Origin of the sequence: Nocardia sp. CC227C (genome assembly GCF_030767025.1) — a bacterium.
Taxonomy (GTDB): domain Bacteria; phylum Actinomycetota; class Actinomycetes; order Mycobacteriales; family Mycobacteriaceae; genus Nocardia.
This window is the reverse complement of record NZ_JASITE010000010.1, coordinates 144,227-166,422: the sequence shown is the minus strand read 5'-3', so window position 1 is coordinate 166,422 and position 22,196 is coordinate 144,227. Positions and strand designations below refer to the sequence as shown.

Below are 22,196 nucleotides of genomic sequence, written 5' to 3'. Positions count from 1 at the left end.
TGAAATGTTCACGATAGGCGAGTATTTCGAATCGACACTGATCCGCGGTATCGACGAGGGAATCGGTACGCCGATGATCGTGCAGTCGATGCAGGGCACTCCGCGTGACGGGTCGCTCGAACTGATGACCGGAACGGTCGGTGATGCGGGTCCCACTGGTGAGCCGTGCCGCCCGTTTCGCTGGGAGGGTGATATCGCCGACCAGGCAGCCCTGTTCGCCCTCAGCCCCAAGCTGACCACCGCACACGCGGGCAAGGCGTGGCGAGTGCTGTCCACCGACACACTGATGTATTGGAACGGTACGAGTTTCGATACTTTCACCGATGCCTTCGGCGGTGCTGGGCCGGACGGTGATCCATGCACCGTGTCCATCGGGACCGTCGCCACCGGACCCGTCGGCTCGGAACTGGAGGCCACGATCAGCGGCACCCCGCCCAATCTGGTCCTGCACTTGACCGTGCCGCGTGGGATCCAAGGCGAAAAGGGTGTATCCGGCGGGCCGGGCCCGATTCGGCAGGCCCCCGACTATGCAGATGGCACCCATACCGAGGGCATGGTTCCCATGTGGGATGCGACGAGCCAGAAATGGACCGCGCAGCCTTACCCGGGTCTGCGTGGGCCGTGGTCCATTGTCGAAGCCACCGCTTGGGACGGCAGCGCGGGTTTCGCGCCATCGCAGAGCGGTATCTCGGCCGAGTCCTACGCCGTCGCGCAGCTCGACATTCCAGCGCAGGATTGCGCTTGGCGACCCCTGGTCGCCGGGGGTGTCATCGTGCGAACCAGCGAGGGTTCCGGCAACTTCACCACTCGGGTCGACGCCGAAGTCCGATTGGATTCCACCAGCGGGCAAACCGTCGCTCTCGGGGCCGGGACCGTGTTCGGAGTGGACGGCTTCTGCTCCTTTCAACCGTTCTACGCGACGCATGCCATGACCCCCGCGAGCACTGTCGGTGTGGTGCCCGCAGGTACCGCGGCGACCCTGCACGTGGTGCTGCGCCGGATGACCGGCGACGCCAGTTACACCTATACCCGTAGCGGTGCCCAGATACTCTGCTGGGCTCAGCCGGTGCGGGAGCTGTGAGGACGGATTTCGATGACCGATGCAACCCACACCGCCTACGACGACGACATCATGATCACGATGCACGGTGTTTCCGATACTGTCGGGCTGCCGTACACCGCGAATCCGTTCGAGGTCGCCGATCGGGAAGCGCTGCTCGAACTCCGCGAAGGAGCGTCCGGACCTCCCGGCCCCGATGGCGAGCCGGGCTGGCCCTGGTACTGGCAGGGGGACGTCGCCGACCCATCGGCGCTGCACGAACTTCAGTTGACAACCGATGACGCGCGGAAGGCGTGGCGGGTCGTCTCGGAGAACGCGATCTACTACTGGACCGGGCTCGAGCTCATCGCCTTCGCGAATGCCTTCGGGAAAACCGGGCGTCGCGGGCCGGTGAACCGACTGACCGGGGTCGGAATCGCCGGACCGACCGGATCATCGGCAGCCGCCACGGTCACTGGAACAGCGCCCGAACAGCGAGTGGAGATCACCTTCCCCCGCGGCGAGACCGGCGAAATGGGTGACCCGGGACAGACTGGGAGGATTCAGGACTCGGCTGACGTTCTGATCGATGACGACCATCCGATCGGGCACGGTCACGTCCTGGGCTGGGACGCCGACACCGGCAAGTTCGTTCCGGTTCCGGGCCCGCGTCCGGGCGGGCCGTGGGCTGTCGCGCAGAATCAGTTCTCGTCCGGCCGACAGCTCTCCGAATCCCCGAATGTATTGGCCGCCATCACCATTCCTGGTCAGCCCGTCTCCTGGCGGCCCATGGTGAACGGCCGGATCAACGTCGTCACGCATACCAGCGGCGTCTCGCTCTGCGATGTCGAGGTGCGGGTCGGCGGGCTGGACGGTGAGCTTGTCGGATACGGGCACGGCTATCCGTCCGCCAATTTCGCTGAAGTGAACATCGTTCCGACGTTCCAGTACGCGATGACGCCGGAGTCGAATTTCGGTGTCATCTCCGCCAATCAGACCACAACGTTGTACGTGATCCTCAAGCGCGTCCGGGGAACCGCGCGTTACTCCGTGTCGAACGACGGCGCTCAGCTGATCGTGCACGCCCAGCCCGTACAGCCCTGACATCTCGAATTCCGCTCGGCTTCGCGAGAAGCCGATCCTCGGCATGCCCTCCTCGGCTGCCTCCCGCTCGAAAGGACTGACCCATGGCCGAACTGCCTCCGCTGAAGTACGGAAAAGTCGTCGGACGTTTCCTCGCCAATGTCGCCGACGGCCCCGATATCGGCGACCTACCCGAATTCCTGCCGCTGCGAGGCACTCTCACCTTCACCGCCGACGCTCCGAAGATTCTCGTCGGTGACGCCGAACCGGCGCCCGCCACCTACGTGCAGCTGCCCGAGCACTACGAATGCCAGCTGGACGAGTTCGGCTACCTCACCTGGCGCGGTAAGCGCGGCGTGCGGCTGGTCGCGCCCGGAGCGGCGACCAATCCGACGGATTGGACCTGGCGGGTGTCGTTCAACCTGAACTACGACGGCCGTCAGATTCCGATGGAGTCGTTCAGCTTCGCCGTCACCGAGTATGTGGCGGGTCCCGATCCGGAGAACCCGGATGCGGGCTCCTCGGGCCTGGTCGACCTGACCCTGGTCGCTCCGGTTCCCGCCAGTCCCGGCAATGCCGTCGTGCGCGGTGAGCGTGGCGAGGGCATCCAGATCGACGGGCAGGTCGCCACCTACGGTGAGCTGCCCGCGGATCCGGCCGACGGCGCGCAGTATGTCGTCACCGCCGACGGGCTGCTGTACGTCTACCACGCGGCGGCGGAGGGCTGGACCCCCGACGGGCAGGGCATCGTCATCCGCGGCCCGGCGGGAACCACCGAATGGTCCGGCATCACCGGCAAGCCGGCGACCTTCCCGCCGACCATCGGTGCCACCGCGACCACCGCCGTCGCCGGCGACGATCCGCGGCTGAACGATTCCAGAACCCCGCTGCCGCACACGCATCCGGCCAACCAGATCTCCGACTCCACGGCGACCGGCCGCGCATTGCTCACCGCGAGCGACGCTGCCGCCGCCCGCACGACGCTCGACACCATCGCCGCCGACGACTCCCGACTCGCCGATGCCCGCGTGCCCACCGCCGCCGGGCAGGCGTACGACATCGCCTTCAAGTCCCACAACGGAACTCGCACCTCGGGTGCGGGCAATGTGATGCCGGAGGGCCTGCGTATCGAGCGACCGATCAACATCACCTCCATCACCTATCGCGGTGAAACCGCGGGCACCGGCAACCTGGTCGTCGAGCTGCGGAAGAACGGCACCACCATTCCGGGCAGCGCCGCCACCATCGCTGCTGACGATCACATCGGCGATACCGTCGTTACATCCGGTGCGCCTTGGGATTTCGCGGTCGGCGACCGTCTGACCGTGCACATCACCACTGTCGACAGCCCGGCTGGCAAGGGGCTTCAGGCGAGCCTGCGGGGGGTGACCTCCTGATGCTTCTGGTTGTCTCCGGTGCGACGAGCATTGCGTCGATGGGCATGAACAAGGTTGGAGATCAGCCGATCAGCGCGGGAGCTTCCGATCGAAAGCTGACGGGCTGGACGGAGCGCAGCGGTTTCACCGGCAGCGTCATCGCGAACGACGAACTCGTCGTCGGTGACTCCGGTCCGATCGCGGTGCAGTGTCGAATCCAGCTGACAGCGGATTGGTCGCCGCAGTTCGGTGGACTGCTGACGGTCCGACTCCTGCACAACGGCTCGGAGGTGCGCACCGCGAACTTCGCGAACGGCACCGCCGCTCTGGCCCTGCCCAGCACCACCATCGCCGTTCAAGCCGGTGACCGCCTGTCGGTCGTGCTGACCAACTCCACGGCCAACCCGGTGCCGCACGACGCCACCGTGCAGGGCGGATCCAACACCTATCTCTACTTCGACGCGGCATAGCGAAGGAGATCAGCCTATGCCATGGACCGGAGATCCGATCTGGCTCGCGGACGTGCTCCGCGCTGCCGGACTGCGGGTAATCGAACACGACGGCTGGCGCGACCGCGGGCACGGCGACTTCCGTGACCTGCGAGGCGTGCTCTGCCATCACACGGCGGGCGGCGGTGCGAACGACTGGCGGATAGTGCAGTACGGCCGACCCGATCTGGAAGGCCCACTGGCACAGCTGGTTCTGGAACGTGACGGCACCTACCGGGTGATCGCGGCGGGCGTGTGCTGGCACGCCGGCCGCGGCTCCTGGCCCGGTTGGCCCACCGACAACGCCAACTATCACGTCATCGGCATCGAAGCCGTCTCGCGCGGCGACGGAACCGACTGGACCCCAGCGCAACTCGACGCTTACAAGCGCGGCTGCGCCGCCATCCTGGCCCGCATCGGCCGCACCGCGGCCGATTGCGTGGCCCATCGCGAATACAGCCGCGAAGGAAAAATCGACCCGGCCGGCATCGAGATGAATGCGTTCCGCCGCGATGTCCAGGCCCTTATTGACGGAGAGAAGGCACCGATGACAGCAGCGGACGTTGCCCAAATCGAGGATTTCATCGCCGCGTTCTGCGGCCCGATCGGCAGCGATGTCAAGGACATTCGCGAGCAGCTGTGCGGCCTCGCCCAGCGCGACGCCGGGCAGTACGGCGGTTGGCCGCAGTTGGACAACCTCACCGTTGTAGACGCGCTCGCCGACATCCGGGCCCGGCTGGACCGACTGGAACAGCAGGGGTAACAGCCATGTCGAACCCGAGTCGCCAGCACATCCCCGCCTGGACCCCCGGAAACGTCAGCGCCGGTAGTCCCGCCGACACCGGCCCCAACCGGGTGTTCAACTTCAACAACATGAGCGAGGCGCAAACCGCGCACCTCGTCAAACGAGTCAATCGCGGTCGAAAGATCGTGAAATCCGCTGGAAGCGCACACAAGACGTAGACGTCTCGTGTCGCAATGAACCCACGAGGGCGGTGCTCCGAATCGGAGCACCGCCCTTCTGCATCAGGAGTCCCGACAATGACCGAAATCATTCACATCGGCGTGTGGCGCAGTACCGAATGGTCGACCATCCAGATCCCCAACGGAGCCGAGCTCACCTGGGCCAAGCGCGCCACCCTCGGCATCCCGGGCGGTTCCCCGGACCCGAACTACTTCCACACCTATTGGAGCGTGCCCGACTGGTACTACGGCGAGCAAACCGCCCTGATCCGCGAGGGTTCCTACCCCAGCAGGGATCTCGAAGGCAACCCGATCCCCAGCCTCTCCGGTATCCCGGGCGCGGTTCCGTTCATCAATAACGACGTCTTCTTCTGGATCAGCACCGCCAATGTCGTCCCGGGCGACTACCCACCGAACACCAGCCTCGCACCTACATCCTGAACACTCCGGCCTCGCATCCGGTCGAGAAGATCCGATGCGACGCGTAGCGCGGGCGGGCGTGAGTTGCCTACCCGCGCTTCTCATTTCATCAGTCCCGAGCCCGAGCGGCCGGGACTTTCTCATGCCATCTCCCGGAAGGTCTCTGTCAGATGCTCGAGAACGAAGCTATCGAATTCGGTCGCAACGTGCGCGGGGTCCACCCATGAGCGCATCAGGGATCGACTGGAAGCGGCGGGCGGATTGGCTGGATTCGTTGACTCCGCTGTCAGCCGTCGAAGGCGGTGACTCGGCGCAGTCCAGAGGGCGAGTGCACACCTACACGGGTATGAACCCGGAGCGTGCGGCACGCAAGCTCGCTCGAATACTGGCCGCCGAGGACCTGCAAGCCATAAGACCTGTCGCTCCCTCTGGACGATCAATCCCGTCGGCACAGCCGATCGCCAAGCCGTACAACCCGGAAGCGCCGGGCGGCGAACAAGGCCCGATCCCCGTTCGCACGCCGCAGCCCGACGGGGAGACCCCGCCGACCCCGGTCGCACCGACACCAGCGCCACCGAGGCGGCAGCCCTCAGACACTGATCCCGGTCCAACGAGCACCGGGCCGACCGCGTTCGAACAGATCTACGACCCGGAAAGCACCGCGGGAAAGCCGGGAACACAGATGGCGCCGTTCATACCTACGCCGACTGCGACACCTCCCCCACAGGTGTCGACCCCGCAAACATCGCCGAGCCGAACCGACGATCTGATTGCCCCGCCTTCGGCGAACCCCGAGGACTCCGCCACGGCTCCGCCGGCTGTACTGCCGGACGTCATCGCCAATCCGAGGACGATCTTCCTGACCGGTACGGCCTACACCGAACAGGAACTCGCGGCCGACGCCGATCTGGTGCGCCAGGGGCCGATGTTGGGGCCGTACGTCGGGAACGGACTGAGCGCCTACGACCGGGCATGGATGCGGATCGATAAGGCGCGCTACACGCCTATCGAGCAGCTCTATGACCTGCAGTGGGCCATGCGCGGCACCTCCACCGTCGAGGAGATGATCAGGCAGCAGCAAGCGATGCTGCGCCTGCAAGCGGCGGGAATCTCATGGCTGGATCCGGCTGTCCGAGAGCATGTCAACGCCGTGAAGGACCTCCCAGTCCTACTCGACCCCACCCAGCCACCCAAGTACGCACCGCCCGTCACCGAGTCTGTCGATTCCGCACCGACTCCGTCCCGGCCGTTCAACATCAACCAATGGCAGGCTGATATCTCGAACAGCGTCTACGGCGCGGTCGACGACATGTTCGTCAACCCCGCCGTGGTGCTATGGGAGTACAAGCGTGGGGAAGGTGGCCACAGCGCCGCCGAGGCCGCCAGGGCGGCAGCGGAACTCGGCTTCAACATCGTCACCACGATCCCTGGCCCCGACACCGCGATTGCCGCCGGCGGGGCCTGGTTCCTGCGAGGGATTCGACGGCTGGGCCCGGAAGCGCGGGCACTGATCGAGGGCGCTGACAGCGCCGCGGACGCGGCGCGAGTGAGCAACCAACTCCAAGCCGAACGCCTCGTCGATGAAGTCGACGAGTTCGTTGGACGTCGACAATCCGGTTTTGGTGGACCAAGTGCGGCGCCGCCGTCCCGCGGAGACCTACCAAATCCCGTCCTGCCCGTGCCGTCAAAGCCACCAGCGGGCTCTGCTGGCCCACGTCAGCCTCGGGTTCCCGATCCGACGCCGGGCAACGCCGGGATACCCGGGGATCTGCGCCCACCCAATCCTAGAGCGGTGCTTCCACAGTTACAGCACGCTCCAAGCCGATGGGTACCGAACTTCGCTCGCAACGGGTTCGAATCGGTCAGGCAACTGCCTCGGCGGCTTCTCAGCAAGGCAGACGATCTTGCTGCGACGACAGCATTGGTTCTGCAAGAAATGGCAGCGGTATTTATGCGGAACCCATTGCCCGCCGGAGGTCCGAATCGTCTCCCTGCTCCCGGCCGGTTCGGTGCCACCCGATTCAACATGGAGGCCCCGCGTGGAAATAACAGCAGAGTTCAGGGTGGTGGTAGAGGGCCTGAACAACGGGCCGCCGATAGCCATCCTGACTACTTCAAGCCTGACGGTAAGCCTGTTGTCAGGGTCGAATTATCAGACCCCCGTTTGCTGCAACCGCTGAAGGAGCGAAATATAGAAGGTGCTAAATATTTCGTAGATGAGCGGGGAGTACCGCATAAGGTTGGAACCAAAGGGGATAATGACGATGCGCAGGCTGCCCTCCCTTTCCTTAATCAACAGCTGAAGCAATCGGGAGAATACTATAGCGGTAGTGGTTCAGGCAGTCGATACTACTTTCAAGCTGATCCTGACACTACCAGTTCTTTGGGAATCCCCAAAGCAGTGATCGCGGATACGGTTACGGGCACAACGGCTGACATGATCAGAGTTGCATGGAGGGACGGAAAAATCGTCAGCGTACGATCTGTTGACGCTACGGGTACGCGATCTCGTCGGCCGCGTGCATATATCAGTGCTATCGATACAATCAACAACAAACTCTCCTTCGATAGAAAGCATCAAGCGCAGGAGGTTGTGTATGTGGCACCCTCCGATGACTATGCGAACAAGGTAGCTGAGGCATTTGTTGATAATCCAAACGTTCGCATCGTTAATCCGGTAACAGGATTCGACAGAGTAGGTGGCCAAAGGTGACGGCGGGCTGTCCTGTGTGGCATTATAGACAGGGCAGCGCTGACGGCAATTGGGATTGCAGCTAGGAGATGGGTATATTGAGCAGGTATGCTGAGGTCGTCGTTTTAGCGCGTGACGCAAAGCTTGTGATGGATGGCCTTACGAAACCCGATAAATCGCGGCCATGGCAGCAGTCATTCATTCCGATCGATGACGCGATATTCTCTGGCGCGGGATATGAATTCGGATCCGATGAATGCTATATGTGGATTATCCAGTTTTATAGGAACAACTGGCAAGGATTGCTGGCACATCTTGAAAGCCTGCCATGGCCTCGGCCGGAGACTGTGCAGGTCCTCATTCGGGACGAAGAGGACGACTGCTTCGGTTTATGGATGATCTACGACGGCAAGCTAACGGAGGTCAATTTGCCGAGGACGCGCCGTGAAGTTGATCCCAGGCCGGGGTATGGTGTTTTGGTAAGAGAGGACAGCGGCATATCCGACTAGATGGTAGACAGTTGGCGCGCTCGATGTCTGATCGGGCGGGTTGCAGGCGGCTGGGGCTGGAAGTGAGTGAGTTTGCATTCTGGGTAGATGCACGTGCTGCGGAATATTTTCGCGACGTCATACGAGCAATGGTCGAAAACTATGAAATCTCGGAGCCTGAAGCTATTACCCGGATCAACGAGAGATTTATCGGCCTAGAATTCACTGGCGAGAATATCATCTACCATGAGCCCGAATCCTATTGGGCAAGAGATATAATCTTCGGTCACGACGTCTGGTGGAAGGATAGCGAGTCTATTTCGAGAATCCCTCCTCCGATGCGCTGGCAACGCTGGCTGCATCGCAGATTGTGGTGGCAGCAGTGGTGCAAGCTAAAGCGAACAAGGTGGTCGTCGAAGATGCGTCGGCGGCATAGTTGAAGTAGGGCGCTTTAAGATCCCTTCTTGCAGTCAGGTTCCAGTAACCGTACGTTGCGGCAGTTCCGGCGACGGTGGTGTAGCGCGCCGCGCGTAGGTCGTCTCCGGCGTCACGGTGATCACGTCCAGCTTTTCGACCAGCGACGGTGGTATTCGGCCGGACTCGAAGTGTTCTGGCCCGGGGATGATGACCGCCTCTGCGGCGAGGCGGGTGGCCTGTGCTTTCAGCCGGGCCACTGGCGGCCGCCCGAATTTCGGGTCATAGACGATCATGTCGGCGAAGTCATAGCCGAGCCGAGTGGCCAGCGTACGGATCTGGCTCTCGTCGTGGAACCGTGCAATTCCGGATACATCGGTTCGCAGGTACCCGATTGCCGTTGGCCTGTACTGCATCTCGGCTCCTCGCTGTGCGCGGTGGTCCGCATGGCGGCTCTCCAAGTAGACGCCGGAATGACTGTCGGTCGGGTCGTCGTAGGCGTTGATCTCTAGCACGCCACCGGGGAACTCTCCGAGCCGGATCCGCCTGGTCATATTGCTCCATTCATCGTGGCCGGCGACCGAGGCCGGGCGCTTGCGCCGGCTTGGTGTCATGTGGACCCACGGTATGACCGCCCGGCGGACACTTGAACTGCGCCGAGGACGCCTGCATGGACATTCCAGAACCACTGAAACGTCCCGCGTGTGTCCACTATGGTTTCGGTATGAGTCAGCGTCTCGAATCGGCGATGCTGCGAGCACAATTGGACTCCGCGGGGCTCGCAGCCGCTGTGGGTGTCGATGTGAAGACGGTCAACCGGTGGATGAGTGGATGTCGGCTACGCTTACCCGATTGTATTCGAGTTGTTGCCCGATGCGGCTGATGTCGTGGCCGCGAAGTGTCGGAACGGCACTCGCGTCCGGCTCGCGTTCGCAGACCCTGATTGTGCCCATGTAGTCGAGCGGGATGCGTTGGAGCAGATGAACGGAACTCTGGCCGGGCGTATTCGTAACGCTTTGAGCATGCTGGGAGCGTTGGCTGACACCTCGGGGTGTGAGATCGGTTTGCACACCGTGCATTTGTACAACTCAGTGTTCCGGTTCGATGACCAGATGATCGTCACGCCGTATCTCGTCCGTGCTCGCGGCTACCAGCACACAGCGCTGCACTTGAGGAAACTGTCGCCGCACGGCATGTTCTCGTCCTTCGCCGATCAGGTCGAGCAGATCTGGGGCAGCGTGGCCCCCTACAGTGAAGGGGTCGTTCATGGGCAAACGGCGTGACTATTACCGGGATCCGAACGCGCCGAAGCCGAACAGCTTGGTGCCGGGTGGTTCCGCGCTTGTTGTTGACGCGCGAGGTGCGATTCTGATGCAGCGGCGCAGCGATTCCGGTAACTGGTCCCTTCCGGGAGGGGTGATGGAGATCGGAGAAACGCTGGAGCAGTGCGTGATCCGCGAGACGAAGGAAGAGACCGGACTCGACATCGAGATCACCGGCCTGCTGGGGATATATACGGACCCCGAGCACGTCATCGAGTACGCCGACGGCGAGGTTCGTCAGGAGTTCAACACCACGTTCCATGGCCGGGTCTGCGGAGGGCGTGTAGCGGTCAGCGGCGAATCTACCGAGGTTCGCTTCATCCAGCCGGACGAGTTGGCTGAGCTGCCGGTACACGCGACCGTCAGGCTGCGGCTGCAGCATCACTCCGAGAGGAGAGCTCGCCCCTATCTGGGGTGAGCTGATACTGGGCCGACGTCATCGTGGTGTCCGGGGGGGGTGCTGGGGCGGGTGCCATGAACGGATGTGGAATTGTGTTGCGCGTTGTGGTCCACATCAACCCAACTTCGGCGATATTCTGCCGACTTCTTGCTCTTGGGTACCTTAGCCTGGGCGATATCACCAAAATCGGCAATATTCTGCCTATTCTGGCGTACCGTGGAGTATTCTGATTGAATCCCCACGATATCGGCAGAATATCGCCGATCTATGGAGGTGAAGCGATGACCGCGGTATTGAGCATCGGGGCCGCCATTCGCGCGGCTCGCCGCCGTCATCGGCTGACGCAGGAGCAGGGAGTGCAGCGTAAAGCCAGTGCGTCGATGATCAGCGTATCGTTCTCGGCTCGCTATGGGCGGTTCATTCTCAAGCTCTCGCAACCGGAGTACCCCCATCTGGTTGAAAACGAAGCGGCGCATCTGAAAGCGGCGAGGTTGATGAAAATTCCTGTAGCCGAGGCGAACCTGGTCACCGACCGCGTTGGCGACACCGGTCTGCTGGTGCGGCGTTTCGATCGGGTGCGCGAGGGCCGGTCGTGGCGGCGCTTGGCGTTCGAGGATGCGACCCAGGTACTGGGCTTACCTCCGGCGTCGAAGTATCAGCCCGATGCGGTCACCGTGATCAACACCCTCGCGCAGATTTCCGAGGCTCCGGCAGTGGCTCGCCGAAACCTCTACTTGCAGTTTCTCTTTGGCTGGCTAACCGGAAATGGCGACTTACACGCGAAGAACGTCGGTGTCGTCGAGGGGCCCGGCGGGAAGTGGGATATCGCACCGATATTCGACGTTCCGTGCACTCTGGTCTACGGAGACGACTCGATGGCACTGCCGATCGCCGGCCGGACCCGCAAACTACGCGCCCGTGACTGGGCCGCGTTAGCCGCGGAGATCGGACTCACCGAGCGAGCCGCAATGTCGGCGCGCACTGTCGCACTCCGAGCGGCCGCATCGGTCGATTATGCCGCCCTGCCGTTCTCAGGATCGCCTATCCGCCGAACGGAGAGCGAACTGCGTTGGCGACGTACCGAACTCGGCCACTGACTGCTGATTCGAATTGTGCAGCGAGGCGCCTGCTCCTCTGCCGCCCTCCGATCTCACCGATTTCTAGCTCGGGGTCGCACTCACGCGGTGCCGCGCCGCGGCTTCCAGTTCGCTGAACGGCTTATCACTTGGGTACTTCAGCAGCTCTAGCGAGGTCACAGTCGAGATTCAGGAAGGCTGATAGGGAAGCTGGGATGGCGGCGTGCCCCTGTCGCCCCCGGCCGCAGCGCTGGATGGCAGGGGTACGACGGTCTCGGCGTAGTCGGCTAGTGTCTGGGGTACTGGGGGAGGGTGCCATGAACGGACTTGGAATTGTGCCGAGCATTGTGGTCGACGTAGCTGCGGATGCTGCAGCACTTGGCGCGTCTGCATCGGTGGTGTCCGTGTCCATCGGTTTGCATTCGCGACCGGTCTCTGGAATCCGGTGACGGATGTCTGATATTCGTCTCCAGGGCACGCCACATGACTTCCGCTGGTACTGCGCCTGGCGGGAACCTTGTGGGATCGGCATGCTGGTTTTCAGCGTTGGTGCGCTGGTCTTGGCGGTCGCGCTTCCGGTGGTGGTGTTGGTGTCCACCGATTCGACTGCGGGTGGGCGGATCTGGTTGGCGGCGCTGCTCTTCGTGGCCTTCGGGCTCATCGCCGGGGTCAGCTGGCGCTTGGCCGACCCGCGGCGTCCGCCCGTTCACACTGATGCGGGTGGCCAGCAAGGTGCCGTAACTCTCCGACCGCCACGGGGGCAGATCGTGTTGGTGGCCGGCTTTCTGATGGCGGCTGTCGCTTTGGTCTGGTGGGGTGTTTCGGCCGGGGAAGCTGAGCTTGTCGCCTCCGGCGGCATGGGCATTGTGCTCTTGCTTCCGGCTCTGACGTTTCTGTACTGGTATCAGCGGCGCTCGCGACTGATGCTGTCTCCCAGCGGCTTTCGTATCATCACGCCCAATTGTGATTGGGAGTTTCGGTGGGAGGCGGTCACGGCGATCGGGACCGGGGACAACGGTAGGAATGTGCCCGCTGTAACTGTGCGCTGCCCGTCCGCCGCGATGACTTCGCGTCGCTCGCTCTTCCTCGCGCCCGCGGGGTGGCGGCCACCTCCGCAATCGACGGATGGTCCGTGGAAGATCGTTCCTGCGATGTGGGGAGTGGGACCGAACTCCCTGATATCGACATTGATTCACCTGCGCGCCTACGGCAGTCGAAGCTCATTGCACCGAGAGCATCTCGTTGCGATGCTTACCGCGCCACCGCTGCACGTGCGTATACGGATGCGCCGAGCGATGGACGTGTAGTTTCGATTCCATCACGGCGTACAGAAAGCTCGGTGCTGCACGGGATGTCGACCTGGTGTGAAGGAGGGGCTGTGTCTGAGTATTTCTATCTTGTCTGCAAGGAGAGGGAAGTCCTACTGTTTCTGGGAAAGGGGGTTAAGAAGGATGACGGTATCCTCGACTACTTTGCCATCGGCGATACGAGGAACGTAGCGAACCCTTTGCTGACTGAGGTCCTGTGGAAATTCTTAGCGGACTACGGGAAGTATGGTCTCTTGGTAGTGAGTGAATATGAAGCTGAGTTCGATGTCTTAGCCGGGTACCGAGAGATTGGCGGTGATCGGTTCGGGGATATTACACTCGAGGAGTATGTTTCAGATTGGAAGGGAGGCGCGGGCTGGAGCTGATTCAGCGGCTCTGAATTTTTTCTATGCCAGAATAGCAGTGCGATGATCGGCAAGATGAGTGCTATGCCAATCGCGCCGTATAGCACGATTTCTAGCTCGTCTGTCAATGCGCCGAGAGTGATCACTGCGGTGAAGGCAAGAAGAATGCCAGCTGCGAAATTGATGTAAACAAGAGGCTGTCTCAGCACGAACGTGTCTGAAGCTTGTGGGGGTCCATATCGCACTTGTGGGCGCCTGTACCTTGTGACTCGCCAGCATATATGGGCTGTAAGAATCACGGCTGTGAAATAGAGTGCGGATACGCAGGCTACGTCGGGTGAGGACGAGAATTCCGTAAGTGGAATCCATGTAATCATCGCGAACGCACTGGCTGCAGTTATGAAAAGGCCCGCTTTGGGAGGCTCTCTCCAGACGTAATGCCAGCGAAAGTTTCGCGGGGCTCCAGCGATCGTTCTAGGTTCCCCAAAAGTAGAGGGTGTTTCGTGCTGTGTCATGAATTAGCATCCAGTTTCTACCTGGTCGGCGACTGTCTACGACAGCGTGAGAAGTCTGTGGGCGGTTGTGGACTGCTGCACGGGGACTTCCTGTGTGGGGTACGCGGGTCGTGTCGACGGGGCGGGGTGGTGGGGTTGACGCTACTGTCGGGGGTGACCTTGTGGAAGTCGCCTGGGATGGGAGGGATTGGTGTCGGTTTCTCGGCGGCGGTTTCTTGCTGCTTCGGTTGTCGGTAGCGCTGCGGGGGCACTGGGGGTTTCGGTGGCTCGGGCCGGGGAGCCCGGGGCGGTCGGGATGGGGGAGGCTGAGTATGGGCGGTTGGTCGGGCGGGGGTATAACCGGCGGTTCAGCGCTCGGCCGGAGAAGATCTTCGTGCCTACCAGCGCTGAGGAGGTGCGGGTTGCGGTAGAACGGGCCGTCGGTGAGGGGCTGCGGGTGGCCGTGCGGTCGGGTGGGCATGGATTCGAGGACTTTGTGGATAACCCTGGGACGCAGGGGATTATCGACTTGGGGCGGGTGCGGGATGTTTATTGGGATGAAGAGCATCGGGCGTTTTCGGTGGGTGCCGGTGCTGATTTGGGGGATGTCTACGGGCGGTTGCTCGGGGGCTGGGGTGTGACGGTGCCCGCGGGGATCTGTCAGGGGGTCGGGGCCGGTGGGCATATTGCCGGGGGTGGGTATGGGCCGTTGTCTCGGCGGTTGGGGCTGGTGTCGGATCATCTGTACGGAGTTGAGGTTGTCACCGTGGAATCGGGTGGGCGGGCCTCCGTTACCGTGGCGACTCGGGACGGGGCACACAACGACCTGTGGTGGGCTCATACCGGTGGGGGCGGCGGGAATTTCGGGGTGGTGACGCGGTATTTGTTGCGGTCGGCGGATTCCGATGGGGCAGACGCCAGGCGGGCGTTGCCGATGGCTCCGGGGAGCATGGTTACCACGCGGCTGGTGTTGCCGGTGGCGACGGAGGAATCGTTCGTTCGCTTCGTGGGGAACTATCTCGCCTTCTTCGCCGAACACAGCCAGCCGGGGGATCGGTTCGCGGGGCTGTACGCTCCGCTGCATCTGAAGCCGGGGCTGGTGGGGTCGGATGTACTGATATTGCTCGATGGGGATCGGGCGGATGCCGGGGCGATGTTCGACGAGTTCGTGGCGGCATTGTCGGCGGGGGTGATGCCGGGGCCGGTGGTGCTGCCGGTGACGCGGGCCTCCTATGCGGACACGCTGGCGAATACGTATTACGCCAAGGGGATGCCCGGGTTTCGGGTGAAGGCGCGGTCCGGATATCTGCGGCGGGCGTACTCGGAGGAGCAGTTGCGGGTGCTGTACCGGTATCTCGGTGATGTGCGGTATCTCGGGGAATCGCAGGTGGAGTTCCTGCCGGTCGGTGGGGCCATCAATGCGGTGGCGGCGGATGCCACGGCTACCCCGGCGCGGGATTCGTTCATGAAGATGCTGATTCACGCGGCGTGGCGGCTGCCGGGGGATGACGAGCGGTTCATCGCGTGGGCGCGGGAGATGTATCGGGAGCTGTATGCGGAGACCGGTGGGGTGCCGGTGCGGAATGCGGCCAACGGGGGTGCGTACATCAACTATCCGGATACGGATCTGACGGATCCGCGGTGGAATACCTCGGGCGTGCCCTGGTACACGCTCTACTACGGCGACAACTATGCACGGTTGCGTCGGATCAAAGCCGCATGGGATCCGAATACGGTCTTCCGGCACGGTCTTTCGCTGGACCGGCCCGCCTGACGCATCAGGTCAGCGCCAGGACGCGGCAGGGGCCGCCGGTGCCACCCGCGTGTTTGGGCGCGCCGATGACGACGGTCGCGCCATAGGCCGGAACCTGGGCGAGGTTCGCGAGCATTTCGACGCCGTAGCGGCCCGCACCGAGAAAGGCCGTGTGCGCGCCGAAGTCGCGACTCGTGCCGGGGTCCAGGCTCAGGGTGTCGACGCCCGCGCCGACAATCGAACGGTCCGACACCAGGAATTCGGCTGCCTCGGTCGCGAATCCGGGGGTGTGCATGCGGCCTCCTGAATCCAGGTTCAGGAATGCACCGGGCGAGGCGAGCCGGTGCTCCCAGCCCGAGTGCAGTGCCACGAAGGCGCGATCGGGAATGCGGCCGTGGTGGGACTCCCATGTCTCGATATCGGAAACCGTCAGTGCGGCATCGGGATCGCTCGATGCCTTCGACGCGATATCGATGACGACCAGGGGAGCGACCAGATCAGCGGCCGGGATGCGGTCGACCGATGCCGCTTCGCGTACTCGGTGCAGCGGCGCGTCGACGTGGGTGCCGGTATGTTCCCAGAAAGCCAAGGCGTTCTGACCGAATCCGCCACTCTCGTGCCACGCCACGGGAATGGAGATGAATGGCGGATTCCCGGGCCAGACGGGCAGTTCCGGTGACAGCGTGTGCGTCAGGTCGACCACACCACCGGAAAGATTCGGCGCGGCCTGTGCGGAACCCATCGCGGAAACCGCGGCGAGCGCGCCCGCGGCACCGAACCACGCGCGCCGACTGAACCGAGGGTTGTCGGCCGCCGCGTGCGCGGTGCGGACAATCCGCGGTGAGCACATGCTTCCTTCTCTCAGGCGGGTGGAACATTCGCTACGCACCATTGCACTTCCGCCACACAGTCATTCGCCAGACCGGATAAATGAGATCTTCGTCATACTCGCCCGGCAGGGTTTGGTGTGTTTGTCCATTTGCGGTGCAGGGCAGAGGCTTTCGAAGCATGTACTCGACCGATCGGTCTTTCCCGTATTGAACTGGAAGAGGTTTGAACTTGTCGGACCCTTCCGATAGAAGTTGGACGTTCAATACAAACCGAGGCATTTCGCACTCGGAGTCGGGGAGAAACGGGGTTAGAACATGGTCCGTCGGGCTTTCAAGAATGCCGGTCGCAAGGCTGTTATCGGGGCGGTCGCGGTGAGCGCGATTTTCGCCGGAGCCGGTGTGGCGTCGGCTGAGACGGCTGCGCCGGAGCCGGTTGCCGGGCAGCAGGTTTCGGGTGGAATTCCGCTCGAGATCGCCACCGATCCGAGTGCGCAGAACTCCGATCCGCTGGCCAATGGCGCGGCCGCCGGTGCGGCCGCCGGTGCCGTGGGTTCGGCCGCGACGAATGCCGCCGCCTGCCTGCTGGTGCCCGGTGCGGGCAGCGTCGCCGCACCCGCCTGTGCGCTCGCCGGCGCGGTGCACGGTGCGATGACCGGCACCATTATCGGTCTGCTGGTGGGCGCGGTGTCGCCGCAGTCGGTGCCGCAGGTGCTGCCCTGATCGAATGAAATCCGGCGGGCCTGACGAGGTGCGGTCGGAAAAGAGCGTGGAATCCGCTTCCGCCTGACGAGGCGGCGGCGGATCGAAACGGAGCCCGGAATCGGCGAACGATTCCGGGCTCTTTCGCGTTCGGGGCTTTTCGTGTTCCGGGCGGTCGAGTGTCAGGAACGGCGCGCGAAACGGCCCGCCTCGGCCTGATCCCGTGGCTTGACGATGATCTGGTCCAGATTCACATGCGACGGGCGCGACGCCACGAAACCGACGATCTCCGCGATGTCCTGGGCGACAAGGGGATCGATGCCTTGATAGACACCAGCGGCCCGTTCCTCGTCGCCGTCGAAGCGGACCAGGGAGAACTCGGTTTCCACCGCGCCCGGCGCGATTTCGGTGAGCCGGACCGGCTGGCCGAGGAGTTCCCCGCGCAAGGTGCGGTGCAGAACCGCCTGCGCGTGCTTGGCCGAGGTGTAGCCGGAACCATTGTCGTAAGCCTGGAAGGCCGCCACCGAGGTTATCGTGACGATCAGCCCGTCGCCCGAGGCAATGAGTTTCGGCAGCAGTGCCTTCGTCATCCGCAGCGTACCGAGTACGTTTGTTTCCCACATCCAGCGCCAGTCGTCGAGATCCGCCGCCGCGACGGTCGCCAAACCCTTCGCCCCACCGGCATTGTTGACCAGCACATCGACGGATTCGACCGCCTCGGTGAAGGCGCGCACCGATTCCTCGTCGGTGACATCCAGGGGCAGGGCGGTGCCACCGATTTCCGCGGCCAGTTTCTCCAGGCGTTCGACGCGGCGAGCGCCCACGTACACGTGGTACCCCTGGGTGGCGAGTTCGCGGGCGGTGGCCTCGCCGATGCCCGAGCTGGCTCCGGTGACGACTGCGGTGCGAGTGCTGCTCATGGTGCGAGCTTAAGCCGCCCCACCGTAAACATTCCGGTCGGTAGCTCCACGCGGAAAGGTTTAGCCTGACGGGTATGGCGATTCGTGAAGTGGTGAGCGCGGACGGGACGACCATCGTGTACCGGGCGGAGGGGCCGGACGACGCGCGGCCGCTGGTGCTGCTGCACGGATGGGCCGGAAACCTGCGCTGCTGGGGGCGCGCCGGTGACCTGCTGGCGCAGCGGTACCGGGTGATCGCCGTGGACCTGCGCGGCCACGGCTACTCCGGTGCGCCGGAGACCGGCTACGACAACCCCAAGAACTGGGCCGCCGACGTGGCCGCGGTCCTGGCGGGCGAGGGCATCGAGCAGGACGCGGTGCTGCTCGGCTGGTCCTACGGCGGCATCGTGCAGACCGATTACGTCGCCACCTACGGCACCGCCGCGGTCGCGGGCCTGATCTACAGCGGGTCGTTGGCCGGAATCGGCCGCGGCGTCCCGGGGGCCGAACCCGGCCCGGCCATGCAGAAGGCCATTCCGGACGTCTTCGACGAGAGCGCCGGGCGCGCCATGCGCGGCTTCGCCGCCTTCGGCAATGCCAACACCGGGCCCGGACGGGACAAGGGCGAGGACGCGCAGCGGCTGTTCGGCGGCAGCCTGGCGACCCTGCCACGGGTCCGCAAGGCCCTCTTCTACCGCACCACCGACAACACCGACGCTCTGCGCACCCTCGACATCCCGGTCTTCGTCATGCACGGCACCGCCGACCCGGTGGTGCCGGTCGAGAGCGGCCGCTACATCGCCGAGACCGCCCCGAACGTCCGCACCTCCTACTGGGACGACGCGCAGCACGGGCTGTTCGTGGAGGATCCGGAACGGTTCGCGGCCGAGGTCACCGAGTTCGTGGAGGGGCTCTCGTAGCCCGATCCCGCGCGCGCGGACTGCCGCTCGGGCTGGCCCGCTCGACGATGCGCTGCCGACGTCGCGGTAGGTCGGAAAGCCGTGCGCGAGTGGCCCTGTGCGGTCGCGCATCCGGCCCGGTCGCAGGCCGTGCGTGGCCGCTCGCGTCCGCGTCCGCGACCCGTGCCCGGCGGGCTGTCGCGCCACCTGTGCCGCGCGCTGTCCGGTCAACCACCCTTCTCGAATTTCCTTGTGACCCCGGTCACTTGGTGGGGTAACTCATGTACGACCACGCATCCCGCGCGTGCACACTGGGTGGGTGGTGAGTCAACGTAGCGACCTACGGCCGAATCGGGTTGCCGTCCTGTCGGTGCATACCTCGCCACTCGCCCAACCCGGCACCGGCGATGCCGGTGGCATGAACGTCTACGTGCTGCAAACCGCCATTGAGCTGGCCAAACGCGGCACCGAGGTGGAGATCTTCACCCGGGCCACCTCCTCCAACGACGAACCCGCGGTCGAAGCCGCGCCGGGCGTGCTGGTGCGCCATGTGGTCGCCGGACCGTTCGAGGGGCTCGACAAGCACGATCTGCCCACGCAGCTGTGCCCGTTCGCGGGCGAGGTGCTGCGGACCGAGGCGCGGCACCAGCCCGGGCACTACGACCTCATCCACTCGCACTACTGGCTGTCCGGCCAGGTCGGCTGGCTGACGCGGGACCGCTGGCGGGTGCCCCTGGTGCACACCGCGCACACCCTCGCCGCCGTGAAGAACCTGCACCTGGCCGAGGGCGACTGCCCGGAACCGGCCGCGCGGGAGATCGGCGAGAAGCAGATCGTCGCCGAGGCCGACCGCCTGGTCGCCAACACCGGCGAGGAAGCCCGCGAACTCGTCCAGCTCTACGGCGCGGAACCCGAGCGCATCGATGTGGTGCTGCCGGGCGCGGACCTCACTCGCTACCGCCCCGGCGACCGCACCGCCGCCCGCATCGAACTCGGCCTGCCGCTGGACGAGCGCATTGTCGCCTTCGTCGGCCGTATCCAGCCGCTCAAGGCCCCCGACGTGCTGGTCCGCGCCGCCGCCCGCGTGCTCGCCGACGATCCGGCGACCCCGCTGCGCGTCCTGATCGTGGGCGGCCCCTCCGGCACCGGGCTGGAACGCCCGGACGCCCTCATCGACCTGGCCGCCGATCTCGGCATCGCCGACCGCGTCACCTTCCTGCCGCCGCAGCCCCCGCACCGGCTCGTGCAGGTGTACCGGGCCGCCGATCTGGTGGCCGTCCCCAGCTACAACGAGTCGTTCGGCCTGGTCGCCATCGAGGCGCAGGCCAGCGGCACCCCCGTGCTGGCCGCCGAGGTGGGCGGCCTGGGCACCGCCGTGCGCGATGGCGTCTCCGGCCTGCTCGTCCCCGGCCACCGCACCGACGACTGGGCCGCCGCGTTGCGCTCCCTGCTCGACGCCCCCGCCCGCCTGCGCGAGATGGGCGCGGCGGCGGTCGAGCACGCCGCCAACTTCTCCTGGGCGCACACCGCCGACGGTCTGCTGGACAGTTACTCCGCCGCCCTGGCCGGATTCCGCGACACCCGTATGCGCAGGAGTACGGTGGCGACGGAGAGCAATCAGGCCAGATCGCGGGCGCTGTGGCGGCGCCGGATGGGAGCAGTGCGTCGATGAGCGACCCGAACCTGCCGACCGCGCAACTGACCGAGACCGCGCTCGCCACGGCCCGGCTCATCGACGACGCCCTGCGCGAGCGCGAGATCGAATACTCGCGCGAACGCGAGGACATGTTCGTCGCGGTGCTGCCGGGTGAGCGCAAGCTCAAAACCAATGTCATCGTCACCGTCGGCAACCACGGCGTGCGGATGGAGACCTTCGTCTGCCGCAAGCCGGACGAAAACCACGAGGGCGTCTACAAATTCATGCTGCGGCGCAATCGCCGCCTCTACGGCGTGGCCTACACCCTCGACAATCTGGGCGATATCTACCTGGTCGGCCGGATGGCCACGCACGCCGTCACTCCCGACGAACTGGACCGCTGGTTCGGACAGATCCTCGAGGCCGTCGACGCCGACTTCAATGTGCTGCTCGAACTCGGATTCGCCGAATCCATTCGCCGGGAATGGAAATGGCGTGTCTCGCGCGGGGAGTCGCTGAAGAACCTGCGCGCTTTCGAACATCTCGTCGACACCGAACAGCCCTGACACGTAGGGTCGCCGATCATGGTGATGCTGGCGCTGGATATCGGGGCGACGAAATTCGCTGCCGGAACGGTGGATTCGGATGGGGTCGTACAGGATGTGCGGCGGATTCCGGTGCCGCGCACCGAGGTGTGGGACGCCTGCCGGGAACTGCTGTCGAGCGTGGCCGGGGATGCCGAGGTGACCGCCGTCGGCATCGGCGCGGCCGGGCCCGTGGATGTGCGCACCGGCACCACCGGTCCGCTCAATATCCCCGAATGGGTGCACGGGTTCGAGCTGGAGAAGGCGGTCCGGAAGCTGTTCCCGGACGCCATTGTTCGCTTCGCCATCGACGGCGTCTGCCTGGTGCTGGCCGAACAGCGGTTCGGCGCGGCGCGCGGCATTCCGAACGTGCTGGCACTGACCGTCTCCTCCGGGATCGGCGGCGGCGTCATCAGCAATGGGCGAGTCGTGTTCGGCCGCACCGGAAACGCCGGGCACATCGGCCACATCATCGTGCCGGGCAGTGACGAACCCTGCGCCTGCGGCGGTTCCGGCTGCGTGGAGGCGGTGGCCAGCGGGCCGTCCTCGGTGCGGTGGGCGCGCCGCCAGGGCTGGACCGGCAGCACCGGCATCGAACTGTCGACCGCGGCGCGGGCGGGCGACGAGATCGCCATCGCCGCACTGCGCCGCGCGGGCACCGCGCTGGGCGTCGCCATCTCCTCGGCGGCCGCACTGCTGGACACCGACCTGGTGGTTGTCGGCGGCGGCTTCGCGCAATCGGGTGAGCACCTGTGGCGGCCGCTGCGCGAGACCGTGGCCGCCCGCGCCCGCCTCACCTTCACCCGCGGACTGCACGTGCTGCCCTCGGAACTCACCGACCAGGCCACCCTCGCGGGCGCGGGCCTGCTGGCCTACGACGCCGCCGAGGACGCCCCGGGCGACTGCCTGTCGTTCTGAGGAGAAGGCACGATTCCGGGCCGCGGGTCCACGTCGCTCAGCACGCGGCGC

General features: G+C 64.7%; 23 protein-coding genes and 1 pseudogene. 21 read left to right on the top strand and 3 right to left on the bottom strand.

Annotated features, from left to right (window positions below):
* Positions 1-4: 4 nt before the first annotated feature.
* The 9 genes from QMO76_RS21435 to QMO76_RS21395 all read left to right on the top strand — a co-directional run bounded on the left by QMO76_RS21435 (position 5) and on the right by QMO76_RS21395 (position 8,570).
* Positions 5-1,081: a hypothetical protein gene (locus QMO76_RS21435; RefSeq protein WP_306363101.1), complete on the top strand. Its 1,077-nt coding sequence runs from the start codon at positions 5-7 to the stop codon at positions 1,079-1,081.
* 12 nt (positions 1,082-1,093) lie between these two features.
* Positions 1,094-2,143, top strand: a complete 1,050-nt coding sequence (locus QMO76_RS21430) for a hypothetical protein (RefSeq protein ID WP_306363100.1) — start codon at positions 1,094-1,096, stop codon at positions 2,141-2,143.
* A gap of 83 nt (positions 2,144-2,226) precedes the next feature.
* Complete coding sequence (locus QMO76_RS21425; RefSeq protein ID WP_306363099.1) at positions 2,227-3,519, top strand: hypothetical protein; 1,293 nt, start codon at positions 2,227-2,229, stop codon at positions 3,517-3,519.
* 44 nt (positions 3,520-3,563) lie between these two features.
* Positions 3,564-3,968 (top strand): hypothetical protein, encoded by a 405-nt coding sequence (locus QMO76_RS21420; RefSeq protein WP_306363098.1) that lies wholly within the window; start codon positions 3,564-3,566, stop codon positions 3,966-3,968.
* Positions 3,969-3,984: 16 nt separating this feature from the next.
* On the top strand, positions 3,985-4,749 hold the full coding sequence (locus QMO76_RS21415) for an N-acetylmuramoyl-L-alanine amidase (protein ID WP_306363097.1): 765 nt from the start codon (positions 3,985-3,987) through the stop codon (positions 4,747-4,749).
* Between the two features lie 5 nt (positions 4,750-4,754).
* On the top strand, positions 4,755-4,949 hold the full coding sequence (locus QMO76_RS21410; RefSeq protein ID WP_306363096.1) for a hypothetical protein: 195 nt from the start codon (positions 4,755-4,757) through the stop codon (positions 4,947-4,949).
* A gap of 78 nt (positions 4,950-5,027) precedes the next feature.
* Positions 5,028-5,390, top strand: a complete 363-nt coding sequence (locus QMO76_RS21405; RefSeq protein WP_306363095.1) for a hypothetical protein — start codon at positions 5,028-5,030, stop codon at positions 5,388-5,390.
* A gap of 706 nt (positions 5,391-6,096) precedes the next feature.
* Positions 6,097-8,082, top strand: a complete 1,986-nt coding sequence (locus QMO76_RS21400; RefSeq protein WP_306363094.1) for a hypothetical protein — start codon at positions 6,097-6,099, stop codon at positions 8,080-8,082.
* A 68-nt stretch (positions 8,083-8,150) separates the two neighbouring features.
* Positions 8,151-8,570 carry a hypothetical protein gene (locus tag QMO76_RS21395; RefSeq protein ID WP_306363093.1) on the top strand — a complete coding sequence of 140 codons (420 nt, stop codon included), beginning with the start codon at positions 8,151-8,153 and terminating at the stop codon, positions 8,568-8,570.
* A 449-nt stretch (positions 8,571-9,019) separates the two neighbouring features.
* On the opposite strand, the gene QMO76_RS21390 is transcribed toward QMO76_RS21395, so the two are convergent.
* The gene (locus QMO76_RS21390) at positions 9,020-9,577 is read right to left on the bottom strand and encodes a hypothetical protein (protein ID WP_306363092.1); all 558 of its coding nucleotides are present in this window, start codon (positions 9,575-9,577) and stop codon (positions 9,020-9,022) included.
* A 213-nt stretch (positions 9,578-9,790) separates the two neighbouring features.
* On the opposite strand from QMO76_RS21390, the gene QMO76_RS21385 reads away from it, so the two are divergent.
* The 7 genes and pseudogenes from QMO76_RS21385 to QMO76_RS21355 all read left to right on the top strand — a co-directional run bounded on the left by QMO76_RS21385 (position 9,791) and on the right by QMO76_RS21355 (position 15,701).
* Positions 9,791-10,246, top strand: a complete 456-nt coding sequence (locus tag QMO76_RS21385; protein WP_306363091.1) for a hypothetical protein — start codon at positions 9,791-9,793, stop codon at positions 10,244-10,246.
* On the top strand, positions 10,230-10,703 hold the full coding sequence (locus QMO76_RS21380) for an NUDIX domain-containing protein (protein ID WP_306363090.1): 474 nt from the start codon (positions 10,230-10,232) through the stop codon (positions 10,701-10,703). The genes QMO76_RS21385 and QMO76_RS21380 overlap by 17 nt, the downstream gene beginning before the upstream one ends.
* Positions 10,704-10,966: 263 nt before the next feature.
* Positions 10,967-11,782 (top strand): type II toxin-antitoxin system HipA family toxin, encoded by an 816-nt coding sequence (locus QMO76_RS21375; RefSeq protein WP_306363089.1) that lies wholly within the window; start codon positions 10,967-10,969, stop codon positions 11,780-11,782.
* 509 nt (positions 11,783-12,291) lie between these two features.
* Complete coding sequence (locus tag QMO76_RS21370) at positions 12,292-13,068, top strand: hypothetical protein (protein WP_306363088.1); 777 nt, start codon at positions 12,292-12,294, stop codon at positions 13,066-13,068.
* Positions 13,069-13,139: 71 nt separating this feature from the next.
* Positions 13,140-13,454: a hypothetical protein gene (locus tag QMO76_RS21365; protein ID WP_306363087.1), complete on the top strand. Its 315-nt coding sequence runs from the start codon at positions 13,140-13,142 to the stop codon at positions 13,452-13,454.
* A gap of 789 nt (positions 13,455-14,243) precedes the next feature.
* Positions 14,244-14,693, top strand: a pseudogene (locus tag QMO76_RS21360) (FAD-binding protein); the annotation flags it as partial.
* 183 nt (positions 14,694-14,876) lie between these two features.
* Entirely contained in the window at positions 14,877-15,701 is an 825-nt protein-coding gene (locus QMO76_RS21355; protein ID WP_306363214.1) for a BBE domain-containing protein, read from the top strand.
* A 4-nt stretch (positions 15,702-15,705) separates the two neighbouring features.
* Here QMO76_RS21355 and QMO76_RS21350 read toward each other — a convergent pair whose 3' ends face one another.
* Positions 15,706-16,530 carry a cyclase family protein gene (locus QMO76_RS21350; RefSeq protein WP_306363086.1) on the bottom strand — a complete coding sequence of 275 codons (825 nt, stop codon included), beginning with the start codon at positions 16,528-16,530 and terminating at the stop codon, positions 15,706-15,708.
* A 352-nt stretch (positions 16,531-16,882) separates the two neighbouring features.
* Here QMO76_RS21350 and QMO76_RS21345 point away from each other — a divergent pair, with 352 nt between their 5' ends.
* Positions 16,883-17,230: a hypothetical protein gene (locus tag QMO76_RS21345; RefSeq protein ID WP_306363085.1), complete on the top strand. Its 348-nt coding sequence runs from the start codon at positions 16,883-16,885 to the stop codon at positions 17,228-17,230.
* Positions 17,231-17,391: 161 nt separating this feature from the next.
* On the opposite strand, the gene QMO76_RS21340 is transcribed toward QMO76_RS21345, so the two are convergent.
* A complete protein-coding gene (locus QMO76_RS21340) occupies positions 17,392-18,129 on the bottom strand; it encodes an SDR family NAD(P)-dependent oxidoreductase (RefSeq protein ID WP_306363084.1) in 738 nt (245 codons plus the stop codon).
* Positions 18,130-18,203: 74 nt separating this feature from the next.
* Here QMO76_RS21340 and QMO76_RS21335 point away from each other — a divergent pair, with 74 nt between their 5' ends.
* From QMO76_RS21335 to QMO76_RS21320, 4 genes are all read left to right on the top strand, one after another.
* Positions 18,204-19,028 carry an alpha/beta fold hydrolase gene (locus QMO76_RS21335; RefSeq protein ID WP_306363083.1) on the top strand — a complete coding sequence of 275 codons (825 nt, stop codon included), beginning with the start codon at positions 18,204-18,206 and terminating at the stop codon, positions 19,026-19,028.
* Positions 19,029-19,326: 298 nt separating this feature from the next.
* A complete protein-coding gene (gene mshA / locus QMO76_RS21330) occupies positions 19,327-20,679 on the top strand; it encodes a D-inositol-3-phosphate glycosyltransferase (RefSeq protein WP_306363082.1) in 1,353 nt (450 codons plus the stop codon).
* Positions 20,676-21,209, top strand: coding sequence for a YbjN domain-containing protein (locus QMO76_RS21325; RefSeq protein ID WP_306363081.1), 534 nt, complete (start codon positions 20,676-20,678; stop codon positions 21,207-21,209). The genes mshA and QMO76_RS21325 overlap by 4 nt, the downstream gene beginning before the upstream one ends.
* 18 nt (positions 21,210-21,227) lie before the next feature.
* Positions 21,228-22,145 (top strand): ROK family protein, encoded by a 918-nt coding sequence (locus tag QMO76_RS21320; protein ID WP_306363080.1) that lies wholly within the window; start codon positions 21,228-21,230, stop codon positions 22,143-22,145.
* The last annotated feature ends 51 nt before the right edge of the window (positions 22,146-22,196 follow it).

Excerpts from the sequence above, each read along its gene's own strand:
- QMO76_RS21435 (WP_306363101.1), top strand. The coding sequence starts at position 5 with ATGTTCACGATAGGCGAGTATTTCGAATCGACACTGATCCGCGGTATC.
- QMO76_RS21340 (WP_306363084.1), bottom strand. The coding sequence starts at position 18,129 with ATGAGCAGCACTCGCACCGCAGTCGTCACCGGAGCCAGCTCGGGCATC.
- QMO76_RS21420 (WP_306363098.1), top strand. The coding sequence starts at position 3,564 with ATGAACAAGGTTGGAGATCAGCCGATCAGCGCGGGAGCTTCCGATCGA.
- QMO76_RS21370 (WP_306363088.1), top strand. The coding sequence starts at position 12,292 with ATGCTGGTTTTCAGCGTTGGTGCGCTGGTCTTGGCGGTCGCGCTTCCG.
- QMO76_RS21375 (WP_306363089.1), top strand. The coding sequence starts at position 10,967 with ATGACCGCGGTATTGAGCATCGGGGCCGCCATTCGCGCGGCTCGCCGC.
- QMO76_RS21320 (WP_306363080.1), top strand. The coding sequence starts at position 21,228 with ATGGTGATGCTGGCGCTGGATATCGGGGCGACGAAATTCGCTGCCGGA.
- QMO76_RS21355 (WP_306363214.1), top strand. The coding sequence starts at position 14,877 with ATGGTTACCACGCGGCTGGTGTTGCCGGTGGCGACGGAGGAATCGTTC.
- QMO76_RS21380 (WP_306363090.1), top strand. The coding sequence starts at position 10,230 with ATGGGCAAACGGCGTGACTATTACCGGGATCCGAACGCGCCGAAGCCG.
- QMO76_RS21410 (WP_306363096.1), top strand. The coding sequence starts at position 4,755 with ATGTCGAACCCGAGTCGCCAGCACATCCCCGCCTGGACCCCCGGAAAC.
- QMO76_RS21415 (WP_306363097.1), top strand. The coding sequence starts at position 3,985 with ATGCCATGGACCGGAGATCCGATCTGGCTCGCGGACGTGCTCCGCGCT.
- QMO76_RS21425 (WP_306363099.1), top strand. The coding sequence starts at position 2,227 with ATGGCCGAACTGCCTCCGCTGAAGTACGGAAAAGTCGTCGGACGTTTC.
- QMO76_RS21335 (WP_306363083.1), top strand. The coding sequence starts at position 18,204 with ATGGCGATTCGTGAAGTGGTGAGCGCGGACGGGACGACCATCGTGTAC.
- QMO76_RS21350 (WP_306363086.1), bottom strand. The coding sequence starts at position 16,530 with ATGTGCTCACCGCGGATTGTCCGCACCGCGCACGCGGCGGCCGACAAC.
- QMO76_RS21395 (WP_306363093.1), top strand. The coding sequence starts at position 8,151 with ATGGGTATATTGAGCAGGTATGCTGAGGTCGTCGTTTTAGCGCGTGAC.
- QMO76_RS21325 (WP_306363081.1), top strand. The coding sequence starts at position 20,676 with ATGAGCGACCCGAACCTGCCGACCGCGCAACTGACCGAGACCGCGCTC.
- QMO76_RS21430 (WP_306363100.1), top strand. The coding sequence starts at position 1,094 with ATGACCGATGCAACCCACACCGCCTACGACGACGACATCATGATCACG.
- QMO76_RS21405 (WP_306363095.1), top strand. The coding sequence starts at position 5,028 with ATGACCGAAATCATTCACATCGGCGTGTGGCGCAGTACCGAATGGTCG.
- QMO76_RS21390 (WP_306363092.1), bottom strand. The coding sequence starts at position 9,577 with ATGACACCAAGCCGGCGCAAGCGCCCGGCCTCGGTCGCCGGCCACGAT.